Consider the following 14,133-nt stretch of genomic DNA (forward strand, 5'->3'; position numbering starts at 1 on the left):
CGATACTCAGACATGGGTCCCTCTTTTCCGCTCTTTTCGCCGAATCCCGAGGCGCCCCATACGGCCTCTGAACACCTACACGGCTCGCTTCGCATCGCGTGTGGGTGTCTCCCGCCTGACTGGCGGGAGACACGGCTACACCGAATCGATGTTCTGACTCTCCCGCTGGGGAGAGGGCGGGCGCTCGCAGTGTCGCGCTGCGCTCGTATGCCCGGCCCGGGCTTACGCCGCCATCACCTCGCCATACCGCTGCACATGGAAATCGCTGTCGCCCAGCAACGGGTCGATCATCGTCAGCCGCTTGAAGTAATCCCCAACCTCCAGTTCGTCTGTCATGCCCATGCCGCCGTGCAGCTGCACGGCTTGCTGGCCGACGAGGCGGCCGGCCTTGGCGACCGTGACCTTGGCGGCGCTGAGCATGCGGCGGCGTTGGGCGGGGTCGGTTTCGTCCAGGGCTTGCGCTGCCACGTAGGCCATCGACAACGCTAGTTCCTTTTGTACGAGCATGTCGGCCATGCGGTGCTGCAGCGCCTGGAACACGGCTAGCGGCTTGCCGAACTGCTGCCGCGTGCGCAGGTACTCGGCGGTGATCTCGATCAGTTTTTCCATGGCGCCGGCGGCTTCGGCGCATAGCGCGGCAATGCCGTGGTCGATGCCGTGGAGCAGGGCGGGCAGGCCGTCGGCTGCGTTGCCGATCATGGCGCAGGCGTCCACGGTGACGTTCTGCAGGGCGAGGTCGGCGGCGCGCAGGCTGTCCATGGTGGGATAGCCGCGAACGGTGAGGCCGGCGGCGTTGCCGGGTACCAGGAACAGGGCTAGCTCGTTGCTGCCGCAGACGCGCGCGGTGAGCAGGAAGGCGTCGGCGGCTTCGCCGTGCCAGGCCAGGCTTTTGTTGCCGTTAAGGACGTAGCCGTCGCCCTTGCGCTCGGCGCTGGCGCGCGCCGTCTCGGGGCGGTAGCGCGTGGTGGGTTCGAGGTAGGCGAGGGTGACCACGCGTTCGCCGGCGGCGATGGCGGGCAGCCAATCGTTTTTCTGGGCGGCGCTGCCGTAGGCGCTGAGCACGGCAGTGGCCATCACCGCGGTGGGCGTGACCGGTTCCAGCACCAGGCCACGGCCCAGTTCGCGCTGCACCACCAGCTGGCTGGCGGCGCTTTCGCCGAAGCCGCCGTATTCGCCGGGCACGGTCAGGCCGAGCACGCCCATTTCGGCTAGCTGCGCCCAGGTGGCGCGGTTGAGGCTGCCGCCGCCGCGGGCGCTCCTGCGGCGTTTATCGAAGGTGTATTCGGTATCGATGAAGCGGCGCAGGCTGTCCGCCAGCATCTGCTGTTCTTCGCTGTAGTTGAAGTCCATGACTGTGCTTGTTCCGTCTGTGCTCTCAGAAACCGAGGATCATCTTGGAGATGATGTTCTTCTGTACTTCGGTAGTGCCGCCGTAGATCGATGTCTTGCGCATGTCGAAGTACGTGGACGCGGCGGACGCGGCCCAGGCCGGGGCGTGCAGCGGTGCGTCGGCGGGCGGTGCTTCGCCGGCTTCGAGCCAGCGCGGGGAGTAGGGCCAGGCATTGGGGCCGGCCACTTCCATCTGCAGCATGGCGAGGTCCTGCTGGATCTCGGAGCCACGGATCTTGACGATGGAGGCTTCCGGGCCGGGGCCGCGGCCGGCGTCTTGCGTGGCTACGCGCAGCAGCAGCATTTCCAGCGCCATGATGTCCATCTCGATGCGCGCGATCTTGTCGCGCATGCGCACGTCGTCGATCAGCGGGCGACCCGCGCCGTCGGTGGCTTGCGCGGCGTAGTGCTTGAGCTGGCGCAGCTCGCGGTTGCAGTGGCCGATGCCGGCAATGCCGGTGCGCTCGTGGCCGAGCAGGTACTTGGCATAGGTCCAGCCGCGGTTTTCTTCCCCCAGCAGGTTGCCCGCCGGCACCTCCACATCCTCGAACCACACCTCGTTGACGTCGTGGCCGCCGTCCAGCGTGACGATGGGGCGCACGGTCACGCCCGGCGTCTTCATGTCGATCAGCAGCATCGAGATGCCTTCCTGCGGCTTGGACTCGCTGTCGGTGCGCACCAGGCAGAAGATCCAGTCGGCGAAGTGCGCCATCGTCGTCCAGGTCTTCTGGCCGTTGACGATATAGCGGTCGCCCTGGCGCACGGCGCGCGTCTTGAGCGAGGCCAGGTCGGAGCCGGAGCCGGGCTCGGAGTAGCCCTGGCACCAGAAATCCTCCACCGTGGGGATGCGCGGCAGGAAACGTTCCTTGTGCTCCTGGCTGGCGTACTTCATCAGCACCGGGCCGATCATGGTCAGGCCGAAGGGCAGCATGCGCGGCGCGCCCGCACGGAATGCCTCGATCTCGAAGATCAGGCGCTGCAGCGCGTTCCAGCCCGTGCCGCCCCATTCCTTGGGCCAGGTCGGCGCGCCCCAGCCCCGCGCGTGCAGGATACGGTGCCAGCGCACATAGTCATCCTTCTCCACGCGCTGGTGAGCCAGCACCTTGTCGCGGATATCCGCGGGCAGGCTGGCCTGCACGAAACTCCGAACTTCTTCGCGGAACGCTTGCTCCGCCGCGCTGAAACGCAGGTCCATCTGTTTGTCCCCTCGGTTGGGAAGGCGGGCCGCCACCGGCCGCCGATTTGAGTCGTTGCGGGGATTTTATGGGTGGCAGGGCATTCGGTTCTTCCGCAATGGCAAAGCCGTCCTTCCGCGCTTGCGAACCGATGGACTGCGCAAGCCAGCCGCCTGCTAGCGCACATGCCAAGCAGAACACGGCCTTAGCCAAATCCAAATGGCATGCGGCTGACGCCTGCCGCACACTGGCGCAGTGCCGTCGCAGCACAAAGACAATTCACGCCGAGGAGACAGGCGATGCACCGCTGGACCATACGTTGCACCCGATGGCTTGCCCTATGCGGCTGGCTGGCGGCCACGGCGAGCGCATTCGCCGCTTATCCCGACAAGCCCGTCCGGCTGGTGGTGCCTTTCCCGCCGGGCGGCGCCACCGACCTGCTCGCGCGTGAAGTCAGCCATGCACTTTCCGTGCGGCTCGGCCAGTCGGTAGTGATCGAGAATCGGCCCGGCGCGGGCGGCAACATTGCCGCCGTGGCGGTGGCGCGCGCGCCGGCCGATGGCTATACCTTGCTGTTCGGCACCTTCGGCTCGCTGGCCGTCAACAAGAGCCTGTACGACAAGCCGGGCTACGACCCGCTCAAGGATTTCGCGCCGGTGGCCTCCGTGGCCTACCTGCCCAACGTGCTGGTGGTCCATCCCTCCGTCCCGGCCCGTAACGTGGCCGAGCTGCTGGCGCTTGCACGGCGCGAGCCCGGCAAGCTGACTTACGGCTCCTTTGGCAACGGCTCGTCGTCGCACCTGGCCGGCGAGCTCTTCACCCACATGGCGGGCGTGCGCATCGACCACGTGCCGTACAAGGGCAGCGCCCCGGCCATGACGGACCTGATCGGCGGGCGCCTGACCATGATGTTCGACAGCATCTCCACCGCCTTGCCGTACGTGCGGGATGGCCGCGTGCGCGCGCTGGCGGTGACAACCGCCAAGCCGTCCGAGCAGTTGCCCGGCGTGCCGACGCTGGCCGCTGCCGGTGTGCCCGGCTATGAACTCACCGCGTGGTTCGGCGTAGTGGCGCCGGCCAATACCCCGGCCGCCATTGTCGATCGCCTCAACGCCGAGATCGTGGCGTCGCTCGCGCAGCCCGAGCTGGCGGCGCGGCTGGCCAGCCAGGGCACGGTGCCCTTTCCTTCGACGCCGGCGCAGTTCGGCACCTATATGCGCACCCAGTACCAGAAGTGGGACGGCCTGATCAAGTCAGCGAACATCCATCTGGATCAGTGAGTTCGCCACTCCCAACCATTCCCAGCCATTCCCAGCCGTTGCAACAGCCAGTCCGGTTCCAACCTAATCATCGCTTGCATCATGTCCTCTTTCCGCCCCGAGTTCATCCACGACATCCCCCGGCACTGGGCCGAGCAATCGCCCCAGGCGCCTTGCCTGCATGAGGCCAGCGGGGTGATTAGCTACGGCACGCTGTGGCAGCGCATCACCGCCACTCGCGACTGGCTAGCCGCGCAGGGCGTAGGGCAGGGCGACCGCGTGATGGTGGTGGGCGAGAACTGCGCCGAGATGGTGGTGATGCTGTTTGCCTGCAGTGCGCTGCATGCGTGGCCGATCCAGGTCAACGCACGGCTCTCGCCGCGCGAGATCGACGGCATCCGCGCGCATGCGCAGCCGTTGTTGACGTTCTTTACCAACCATGTCTCCGACGTAGCCGAGGCGCATGCCAGGCGGCTCGGCGCACAGCCCACCGATTGCGTGGCGCTCGATCCCGGCCTCGCCAACCTGCGTGCCTCGGAGGCGCCGCCGCGCGTGAGCGCCGCCGAGGCGCGGGACGTGGCCACGCTGATCTATACCTCCGGCACCACCGGCGCGCCCAAGGGCGTGATGGTGCCGCACGCCGGCCTGACCATCTTCGCGCGGATCTCGGCCACCTCGCGCCATCTCGGTCCCAACGACATTGCCTACGGCGCGCTGCCGCTGTCGCATATCTTCGGCATCGCCACCGTGCTGATGGCCACGCTGTACGCGGGCGCCAGCCTGGTGATGCGGCCACGCTTCGATGCGGCGGACGTGTTCGCCGCGCTGGAGTCCCCCGGCGTCACCATGCTGCAAGGCGTGCCTACCATGTTCACGCGCATCATGGCGGTGGCGCGGGAGTCGGCGCTGGAGAGCGGCGCCGCCGCGTTTCCCCGCCTGCGTTATCTCTATACCGGCGGCGCGCCGCTGGACCCGACCCTGAAGCGCGACACCGAGGCATGGTTCGGCCAGCCGCTGCATCACGGCTACGGCATCACCGAATACGCCGGTTCGCTGTTCATCACCCGCATGGACGCGCCACGCGCCGATTGCTCCGCCGGCTACATCGTCGAAGGCGTGGAGATCAACATCACCAGCGAACAGGGCGAGCCGATGCCCGCGGGCGAACGCGGCCAGATCCGCGTGCGCGGTCCCGGCGTGATGCGCGGCTATTTCCGCAACGCGGAGCAGACCGCGGAGGCGCTGCTGCCGGGCGGCTGGCTCAACACGGGCGATCTCGGCTTCCTCGGTGAAGACGGCGCACTGTTTATCGTTGGCCGCTCCAAGGACCTGATCATCCGCTCGGGTTTCAACGTCTACCCGATCGAGGTGGAGTCCGTCATCAACGCCTTCCCCGGTGTGCGCCAGTCCGCCGTGGTCGGGCGCGCTGCCGCCGATGGCAATGAAGAAGTCGTGGCCTTTATCGAAACGCAGCCGGGCGCAAAGCTGGACACCGCCGCCCTGGAGGCCTACCTGCGGGAGAGCCTGGCGCCGTACAAGCGGCCCGCGCAGATCCGCGTGATCGAGACCATTCCCACCACCGCCAGCGGCAAGCTCTTGAAGCAGCCGCTGCGCGCCATGCTGGACGGCACCGCCGTAGCGGCGTGACCCCCCGGCGGCGGTTGCTTCCATGCACTCGCCGCCGCCAGCGCTTCGCCGCGGGCCGAAGCGTTCTCGCAGCCAGCGCCCCTGCACGCCCCGGGCACCGGCAAGACGCACAATAAGGAGGAGACTGATGAAACGATGGATGATGGCTGGCATGCTGCTGGCCTTGGTGCAAGGCACCGCAATGGCGGACAACTATCCGGCGCGCCCGGTGAAGCTGATCGTGGGCTACGCCCCGGGAGGCCCGGTCGATACCGCCGCGCGCATCTACGCCGACTTCCTGGGCCGCACGCTCAAGCAGCCGGTGGTGGTGGACAACCGCGCCGGCGCCAGCGGCGCCATTGCCGCGGACCTGACGGCAAAGGCAACGCCGGACGGCTACACGCTGTACTTCGTGGCCAGCCCCACCATGACCATGACGCCGCTGATCCAGAAGTCGGTGAATTTCAATCCCACCAAGGATTTCACCTATGTCGGCCTGATCACCGATTACACCAACGTGCTGCTGATCAACAAGGATTTCCCCGCCAAGAACGTCACCGAGCTGGTCGAGTACGCGCGCAAGCATCCGGAAGGCGTCAGCTTCGGCTCGGCCGGCGTGGGCGCGTCCAACCATCTGTCCGCCGAGCTGCTCGCGCAGATGGGCGGGGTGAAGATGCTGCACGTGCCGTACAAGGGCAACTCGCCGGCGATGGCTGATGTGATCGGCGGCAAGGTGACCTTCATGTTCGACATCACCGGCACTGCCATCGGCCATATCCAGGGGGGCAAGGTGCGCGCGCTGGCCGTGACGTCGAAGACGCGCAACGCGGCACTGCCGACCGTGCCGACCATGATCGAGTCCGGCATGAAAAACTATGACCTGACCGGCTGGTACGCGCTGATCGGCCCGCAGAAGCTGCCCGCCGATGTGGTGGACAAGCTGGTCAAGGCGCAGAAGTCGATCGGCGACGATCCTGCCTTCCAGCAGCGCATGACGCAGGGCGGCTATGACCTTGATATCACCGGGCCCAAGCCGCTGGCCGACCGCATCCAGCGTGAACTGAAGCTGTGGGCAGGGGTGGTGAAGACGGCGAATATCCAGGTGGATTGAGGCCGGATGGCTCCCCTCACCAGCTTGCGGGAGAGGGGAGCGCGGCGCCGTTCAGGCGCCCGGTGCGCGCTTGCGCAGCAGGTAACGCTGCAAGCCGTCGAGCACCAGCACGCCGTGCTGGTTATGCACCGTCGAGCGCAAGGTCAGCACGCCGGTGGTGCGGTTCGGCGCGAGCTCGCTGACTTCCAGCGCGCTGTACAGCGTATCGCCCACATAGACCGGATGCAGGAAACGGCAACTCTGGTCGAGAAACCCCTTCAGCGATTCCTCCACCATATGCGGGAACAGGCCGGCGCCCGCCGCCGTCTGGATCAGCACCTGGTAGCCGTGCGCCAGCATGTGCGGCATGCCGTGGGCGCGGCAATACTCTGCGTCGTAATGCACCGGGTGGTTGTCGCCGCTCGCCAGCTGGAAGGCGGCGAACAGTGCCTCGGTCATGGTGCGCGAGGGCAGCACAAAGCGTTCACCGGGCACAAAATCGTCGAAATAACGTTGTTCGCACATGCGGTGGGCGCGCGGGTCGAAGCTCGTCGCGTCGGGGTTCGCTGTGGATGGCTTGATGGTCATCGATGGGTGTCGGGGTTGGTGGCGCGAAGCAGCGCGCCAGCAGAAGAAACCACGCTGCGCCATGGCCTGGCGCAGCGCGGGTGCAGGGTCAATCCGGTCAATCCGGTCAATCCGGTCAATCCGGCTTGAGGCCCAGCCGCTCCACCAGCGCCTTCTCCTGCGCGATCTGCTGCAGGGCAAAGCGGGTGTAGCCGGCGCTGTCCAGGTACATCAGGTCCTGATCCTGCTGCTTGAGCGCGGCCAGATGCTGGGGATCTTCCGCGGCGCGCCGCAGCGCATCCTGCAGGATGTTGACCACCTTGGGATCCATGCCCTTTGGCCCGGCCACGCCGTAGGGCGAGTTGGAGACGATGTCATAGCCGAGCTCGCGCAGCGTGGGCGCGTCGGGCCAGCGCGGGGAGCGCTGCGCCGTCCATAGATTCAGCCAGCGCAACTTGCCCGCATCGACCAGCGTGCCGGCGGCGCTGCCGGCGGCGCAGAGCTGCACATGATTGCCCATCAGCGAGTTCAGGCAGTCGGCATCGCCCTTGAAGGGCACGTGGTTGACGGTGAGGTTTTCCTTGGTCACCAGCTCGATCATGGTGATGTGCGGCGAGCTGTACTGGCCCGGCGAGCCGTAGCTCACGGTTCCCGGCCTGGCGCGCGCATCGCGCAGGAAATCGCTCCAGTTCTTCCACGGGGAATTGGCCGGCACCACAACGCCAAAGGTATAGCCGGTGATGCGCGACAGGTAGGTGAAATCGCGTGCCGGGTCAAAGGCTGTCTTCTGGATGAAGGGCTGACGGAATACGGTGACCGGCATCATCGACAGCGTGTAGCCATCGGGTTTCGCTTGCCGCAGGGCAAGCGCGCCCATGGTGCCGGCCACGCCCGGCTTGTTGTCCACCACCACGGTCTGGCCGAGGGACTTCTGCAAGGCCACGGCAAACTGACGGACTACCACGTCGGTGGTGCCGCCCGGCGCATAGGACACGATCAGCGTGACCGGGCGGGTGGGATAGGTGGGAGCGGACTGCGCCTGGACCAGCGTGGCGCAGCCTAGAACGATAGCGGCGCTAGCTACGCGCCATGGATTGCGGACTGCATGCATCGGAAGTCTCCTCTTGCTGTTGTTCCCTTCGATCCCGATGTTGTCGTTGTTATCGTTGTTGCTGTCCTTGCGCGGGTCAGTGCTCCACCACGGCCCATGCGTCCATCGCCTGGCCCCCGGCATCGTCACCGGTCCACAAGGTGACCTTGCCTAGCGTGCCGGCATCGGCTGCGCCGCCCACCGTCACCGTGTCGTGATCGAATATCGGGGCCAGCCCGCGGAAGCCGAAACGGCGTACCGTGGCGCCGGGCATCTCGCGCGCCAGCAGGTCCAGCGTGAGCATCGCTTGCAGCGGGCCGTGCACGACCAGGCCGGGGTAGCCTTCCACGTCGCGCACGTAGTCGTGGTCGTAGTGGATGCGGTGGCCATTGAAGGTGAGCGCGGAGAAACGGAACAGCATCACCGGGTCGGCGCGCAACTGGCGCTGCCATTGCACCTGGTGCGCCAGGCGCGGCCGCGCGGGCAGTGGCTGCCCCGGCTCCGGCATGGCGCGATAGACCAGGTCCTGGCGCTCGGTCAGCGCGACCTCGCCCTTGACCGTGAGCACATGCTCCACCGTGACAAACCACAGCTCTCCGCTGCGCCCGCTCTTGTGCTCGACATTGCGGATGGTGGAGGTGCGCGTCACCGTATCGCCCACGCGCAGCGGCTTGCGGAAATCCAGTTCGCCGCCGGCCCACATGCGGCGCGGCAGCGGCACCGGCGGCATGAAGCCGCCCAGCGCCGGATGGCCGTCCTGGCCAAGCTCGCGCTGCGGGGCGCGCGGCAGGAAGTAGAGCCAGTGCCATAGCGGCGGCAGCGGGCCGCGCACCAGCGCGCCGCCGTCGAGGTCGAGCGTGGCCGCGAGGCCGATCACGGGTTCCGGGGCGAGCGTCTCGGTGCGGCTTTCACTGCGGCCGATCCAGGTGCGCAGGGATTCGAGTTGGGTCATGGCTGGGTGATCGCGGGTTCGGTGCGGGGTTAGCCTGCCAGCGCGAGAATGCGCCGGGCCTGTTCGATGACAGGACGATCGACCATCTTGCCGTCGACCTGTACCGCGTGGCTGCCGCTGGCGGTGGCGTCCAGCACGCGCTGCGCCCAGTCCAGTTGCTCGGCCGTGGGCAGGAAGCCCGCGCGCACCGCGGCAAGCTGGGCCGGATGAATGCACAGCTTGGCGGCAAAGCCGAGGGCGCGCGCGTGGGCTACATCGTCGGCCAGCACGGCTTCGTCCTTGAGCGCGGTGGTGACGCCATCCACGGGCGGCGGCAGGCCGGCCACGCGTGAAGCCAGCACAATGCGCGAGCGCGCCATCAGCAACGCTTCGCGGGTATGGGCGCAACCCAGGTCCACGGCGAAGTCCAGTGAGCCAAAGGCCAGCCGCGACACGCCTTGCGCGGTGGCGACCGCATCAATGCCGTGCAGGCCGCACGCGCTCTCGATGATCGCTACCAGGCGGCCCTGCGGGTTGACCTGCGCCAGTGCCCGGGCGATCTCGCCAAGCGCGGCCGGGTCTTCTGCCTTGGGCACCAGCAAGCCGGCCAGCGGTGCGCCGGGCGGCAGGGCGCGCAGCCACGCCATGTCGGCGGCAAAGGCCGCCGAGCTGGCGTCGTTGATGCGCACATAGGCTTGCGCCTGCGCGCCGCGTTCCAGCAGCCACGCGGCAATAGCCGCGCGCGCGGCCGGCTTGGCGTCCGGATGCACGGCGTCCTCGAGATCGAGGATCAGCGCATCGGGCGCGGCGGCCGCAGCTTTGTCGAAGCGTTCGGGCCGGTCGCCCGGCACGAACAGATAGGTCATGGCGGTGGTGACGGCGGACATGGAGCGAGCCTCGGTAGGATTGGCCACGTTATCAGGCGGTGGGCAGCCAGTCATTGACGTTCGCCTGTGTTTCCAGCGCCCATACGCGGGTGATGATGGCGCGCATCTCGGCCTCGCTCGCGCCGTGGCGGAACGCGCCCAGTTGCAGCGCCTTGGCTTCGAGTTCAGGGCGCGACAGCGTATTGCCCGGATCGCCCTTGGGTACGTCCACGCGGCCCGGCAGCGTGCGGCCGTCGGTGGTCTTGACCGTGACGCGGCCAATCCACTGGCGCGGATACGCGGCATTGATCTCGTCGTCGAGTTCCATTTCCACCTTGTCGCGGAAGACAGCCACCTTGGCATCCTGCAGCGCATGGTCCTCGAACTCGCCCAGGCCGGCGTGCGCGTGCACCGCTACCAGGCCCAGCACCGTGCCCATGGAGAACTTGGCCTGGTGGATGGTCTTGGGGTCGGTCACGGGGCCGAGCACATCGATGGCGCCCTGGTGTACGTGGGCGGTCACGCTGGCGATCTGGTCCGCGCTGATCTTCTCGCGCAGCATCAGGTCCTTGAGCGCATCGGCCGCCGGGTGCGTGTGGCGGCACGAGGCGAAGAACTTGAACGAGGTCTCGGCGGTGGCCCAGCGCTCGCCCAGGCCGTCGGTCAGGGCGGCGGGGTTGGCGTCGCTGGACATGCCGGCGGCCATGCCCTGCGGGCCTTCCAGGATGCGCTTCGCGCCGGTAAAGCCAGCGCGTGCGATCCAGGCGGACATCAGGCCGTCGGCAGCTGCCTTGGCGGTGTGCAGTTGCTTGGAGTCCGCGGCGTCGCGCAGGAATTCCCACAGGCCGGCGGCCTGCGTGCCGGCCGAGCCGAGCGCCTGGTTGATGCCCTCAGCGTCCATGCCATACAGCTTGGCGACAGCGGCGGCGGCCGCCAGCGTGCCGACGGTGCCTGTGGTGTGGAACACGCGATAGTGCGAGCGGCCCATGAATTCGCCGATGCGGATGCCCGCCTCGTAGCCGGCGATGGACGCCAGCAGCACTTCGGCACCGCTCTTGCCTTCGGCCTGCGCGGCAGCGATCACGGCGGGGAACACTACAGCGGCGGGATGCAGCACCGAGCCGTTATGCACGTCGTCCTGCTCCACCACGTGGGAGGAAGCGCCATTGATCAGCGCGGCAAAGTACGGCGAGGTGCGGCGGCGATCCACCAGCACCTCGGCCGGGCCCTGCTGCGGGCCCATCGCGGCGACGAACTCCTGCAGCTTGCGCACCGCCGGTGCATCCTTGCCGGCGATGGCGGAGGCAATCCAGTCGAGGAACAGGTCCTTGGTGCGCGCAACCACGTCTGCGGGCACGTCGGCCAGCGTGAAGCGGGCCAGGAATTCGCACAGCTGGCGGGTAGGGTAGGTGTGGTCAGTGGCTTGGCTCATGCCGGCTCCGGGCGGTGTTCTGGGGTGGTGGTCTGTCTTTCTGTTCCTCCCCTCTCCCACACCAGTGGGAGAGGGGAGTCACGCCTGCGCGAGGCTGCGCGTTGGCGTCATGGCTTCGTGCTGTTGTTCAAATCGTCTTGCTGTCCGTCATCCTGGCAATCTCGCCCGCGCCGTAACCCAGCTCGGCCAGGATGGCCGCGCTATGCGCGCCCAGCGCCGGGACGTCGCCCATCACCGGTTCCACGCCCGACAGGTTGGCCGGCGGCAGCAACGCCCCGATGGGGCCGCCGGGGCTGGCCACTTCGCGCCAGCGTCCACGTGCGGCCAGTTGCGGGTGGTTCCACACGGCCTCGATATCGTTCATGGGCGCGTTGGCGATCTGCGCGTCGTCCAGCAGCGCTTCGACCTGCGTCACCGTCATCGGCGCGAAACGCGCTTCGATCAACGCGGTCAGCTCGGTGCGGTTCTTGACGCGCCCCGAGTTGGAGGCGAAGCGCTCGTCCTTGAGCAGCGCCGGCTGCGCCAGCACCTTGTTGCAGAAGGCTTGCCATTCACGCTCGTTCTGCAACCCGAAGATCACGCTGCCGCCGTCGCCGGTACGGTGCACGCCATACGGCGCGATGGCCGGGTGCGATGCGCCAAATCGCGCCGGCGCGTTGCCGCCGTAGTGGCCGAAGTACAGCGCGTAGTTCATCCACTCGGTCAGCGCCTCCAGCATGGTCACCTCCACGCGCAGGCCCTGGCCGGTGCGCCCGCGCTGCAGCAGCGCGGAGAGGATGCCGCTATAGGCATACATGCCGGCCGCGATGTCGGCGATGGAAATCCCCGCGCGCGATGGCTCATCCGCGCCGCCGGTGATGCCGATCAGGCCGGCGGCCGCCTGGATCAGCAGGTCATACGCCTTCTTGTCGCGATAGGGGCCGGCGTCTCCGTAGCCGGAAATATCGCAGACGATCAGCTTGCCGTAGCGCGGGTGCAGCGTGTCGAAATCCAGCCCCATGCGTGCAGCCGCGCCGGGCGCGAGGTTCTGCACCAGTACGTCCGCGTCGGCCAGCAGGCGGTGCAGCACGGCTTGCGCCTCGTCCTGCTTGAGATCGAGCGTCAGGCTCTCCTTGCCGCGGTTGAGCCAGACGAAGTGCGAAGCCTGGCCATGGACGGTCTCATCGTAGCCACGCGCGAAATCGCCCACGCCGGGGCGTTCCACCTTGACCACGCGGGCGCCGAGGTCGGCCAGCTGGCGGGTGGCGAACGGCGCGGCCACGGCGTGTTCGAGGGAGACGACGCGGATGCCATCGAGCGGGCGGATGCCCTGGTGCGTAGCAAGCATGGGGGCGGCCCTCAGAACGAACGTGGCAGCTCGAGCACGTGCTCGGCCACATACGACAGGATCAGGTTGGTGGAGATCGGCGCGACCTGGTACAGGCGCGTCTCGCGGAACTTGCGCTCGATGTCGTATTCGGCGGCGAAGCCAAAGCCGCCGTGCGTCTGCAGGCAGACGTTGGCCGCTTCCCACGACGCATCGGCCGCGAGCAGCTTGGAGATGTTGGCCTCCTTGCCGCAGGGCTTGCCGGCATCGAACAGCGCGGCGGCCTTGTAGCGCATCAGGCTGGCCGCTTCCACGTTCACATAGGCTCGCGCGATGGGGAACTGGATGCCCTGGTTCTGGCCGATCGGGCGGTCGAACACGATGCGCTCGCGCGCATAGTTGCTGGCGCGCTCGATAAACCAGTAGCCGTCGCCGACGCATTCGGAGGCGATCAGGATGCGCTCGGCGTTCAGGCCGTCCAGGATGTACTTGAGGCCCTTGCCTTCCTCGCCGATCAGGTTCTCGGCGGGGATTTCCAGGTTGTCGAAGAACAGTTCGTTGGTCTCGTGGTTGACCATATTGCGGATCGGCCGCACCGTGAGGCCCTTGCCGATGGCCTCGCGCAGGTCCACCACGAACACCGACAGCCCCTCCGACTTGCGCTTGACCTGGTCCAGCGGCGTGGTGCGCGCCAGCAGCAGCATCAGGTCCGAGTGCTGCACGCGCGAGATCCACACCTTCTGGCCGTTGATGACGTAGCGGTCGCCCTTCTTCACGGCGGTGGTCTTGAGCTTGGTGGTATCGGTGCCGGTGGTGGGCTCGGTCACCGCCATCGACTGCATGCGCAGCTCGCCCGAGGCGATGCCCGGCAGCCAGCGCTGCTTTTGCTCGGCCGAGCCGTGGCGCAGCAGGCAGCCCATCACATACATCTGGCCGTGGCAGGCGCCGGAGTTGCCGCCGGTGCGGTTGATCTCCTCCATGATGACGGACGCGGCGGTCAGCGGCAGGCCCGAGCCGCCGTATTCCTCCGGGATCAGGGCGGACAGCCAGCCGGCCTTGGTCAGCGCCTGCACGAACTCTTCGGGGAAGGCGTTCTGCTCTTCCACGCGTTGCCAGTAGGCGGAATCGAAGCCGGTGCACAGGGCACGCACGGCTTCGCGGATGTCGGGATACGGCTGGTCGTGCGATGGTTCTGCGAACATGAAAAGGGGCCCCGGTATGGACGTTATATGGACGTTATGGGATTTAGCTTGCGGCCATTATTCCCGAGGGCCTGCCGTGCGGTAATTCGGATTTGCGAAAGAGCGGCTTAGCGCCCCCGGAAGCAGGCCGGGCGGGCACAGCACGGGTTGGGGCGGCGCCGCGCGCACTCGCCGGCGCCCGGTGGCTTCTGGCCGGCCTT

The 14,133-nt window shown here is 67.5% G+C and carries 12 protein-coding genes; 3 read left to right on the plus strand and 9 right to left on the minus strand.

The window, feature by feature from the left end:
* Positions 1-222: 222 nt before the first annotated feature.
* Both AC1RQK_RS33125 and AC1RQK_RS33130 read right to left on the minus strand, forming a co-directional pair.
* Positions 223-1,350 (minus strand): acyl-CoA dehydrogenase family protein, encoded by a 1,128-nt coding sequence (locus tag AC1RQK_RS33125; protein ID WP_492813604.1) that lies wholly within the window; start codon positions 1,348-1,350, stop codon positions 223-225.
* Between the two features lie 25 nt (positions 1,351-1,375).
* Entirely contained in the window at positions 1,376-2,584 is a 1,209-nt protein-coding gene (locus tag AC1RQK_RS33130) for an acyl-CoA dehydrogenase family protein (RefSeq protein ID WP_492375836.1), read from the minus strand.
* Positions 2,585-2,863: 279 nt separating this feature from the next.
* Between AC1RQK_RS33130 and AC1RQK_RS33135 the strand changes: the two genes are divergently transcribed.
* From AC1RQK_RS33135 to AC1RQK_RS33145, 3 genes are all read left to right on the plus strand, one after another.
* Positions 2,864-3,844: a tripartite tricarboxylate transporter substrate binding protein gene (locus AC1RQK_RS33135; protein ID WP_043357257.1), complete on the plus strand. Its 981-nt coding sequence runs from the start codon at positions 2,864-2,866 to the stop codon at positions 3,842-3,844.
* 81 nt (positions 3,845-3,925) lie between these two features.
* Entirely contained in the window at positions 3,926-5,470 is a 1,545-nt protein-coding gene (locus AC1RQK_RS33140) for a class I adenylate-forming enzyme family protein (protein ID WP_492813606.1), read from the plus strand.
* A 127-nt stretch (positions 5,471-5,597) separates the two neighbouring features.
* Entirely contained in the window at positions 5,598-6,560 is a 963-nt protein-coding gene (locus tag AC1RQK_RS33145) for a Bug family tripartite tricarboxylate transporter substrate binding protein (protein WP_492375838.1), read from the plus strand.
* A gap of 51 nt (positions 6,561-6,611) precedes the next feature.
* On the opposite strand, the gene AC1RQK_RS33150 is transcribed toward AC1RQK_RS33145, so the two are convergent.
* The 7 genes from AC1RQK_RS33150 to AC1RQK_RS33180 form a co-directional block, all read right to left on the minus strand.
* Positions 6,612-7,127, minus strand: a complete 516-nt coding sequence (locus AC1RQK_RS33150) for a MaoC family dehydratase (RefSeq protein ID WP_492813609.1) — start codon at positions 7,125-7,127, stop codon at positions 6,612-6,614.
* Between the two features lie 115 nt (positions 7,128-7,242).
* Positions 7,243-8,217 carry a tripartite tricarboxylate transporter substrate binding protein gene (locus AC1RQK_RS33155; protein ID WP_492813611.1) on the minus strand — a complete coding sequence of 325 codons (975 nt, stop codon included), beginning with the start codon at positions 8,215-8,217 and terminating at the stop codon, positions 7,243-7,245.
* Between the two features lie 76 nt (positions 8,218-8,293).
* Positions 8,294-9,148, minus strand: coding sequence for an HTD2 family dehydratase (locus AC1RQK_RS33160; protein WP_492813613.1), 855 nt, complete (start codon positions 9,146-9,148; stop codon positions 8,294-8,296).
* 29 nt (positions 9,149-9,177) lie between these two features.
* Positions 9,178-10,014 (minus strand): HpcH/HpaI aldolase/citrate lyase family protein, encoded by an 837-nt coding sequence (locus AC1RQK_RS33165; RefSeq protein ID WP_492375842.1) that lies wholly within the window; start codon positions 10,012-10,014, stop codon positions 9,178-9,180.
* Positions 10,015-10,045: 31 nt separating this feature from the next.
* Positions 10,046-11,425 carry an MmgE/PrpD family protein gene (locus AC1RQK_RS33170; protein ID WP_492813615.1) on the minus strand — a complete coding sequence of 460 codons (1,380 nt, stop codon included), beginning with the start codon at positions 11,423-11,425 and terminating at the stop codon, positions 10,046-10,048.
* A gap of 127 nt (positions 11,426-11,552) precedes the next feature.
* On the minus strand, positions 11,553-12,752 hold the full coding sequence (locus AC1RQK_RS33175; protein ID WP_492375844.1) for a CaiB/BaiF CoA transferase family protein: 1,200 nt from the start codon (positions 12,750-12,752) through the stop codon (positions 11,553-11,555).
* An 11-nt stretch (positions 12,753-12,763) separates the two neighbouring features.
* On the minus strand, positions 12,764-13,933 hold the full coding sequence (locus tag AC1RQK_RS33180; RefSeq protein WP_150985202.1) for an acyl-CoA dehydrogenase family protein: 1,170 nt from the start codon (positions 13,931-13,933) through the stop codon (positions 12,764-12,766).
* Between the last annotated feature and the right edge of the window lie 200 nt (positions 13,934-14,133).

The organism is Cupriavidus sp. GW822-FHT02D05 (assembly GCF_058802485.1).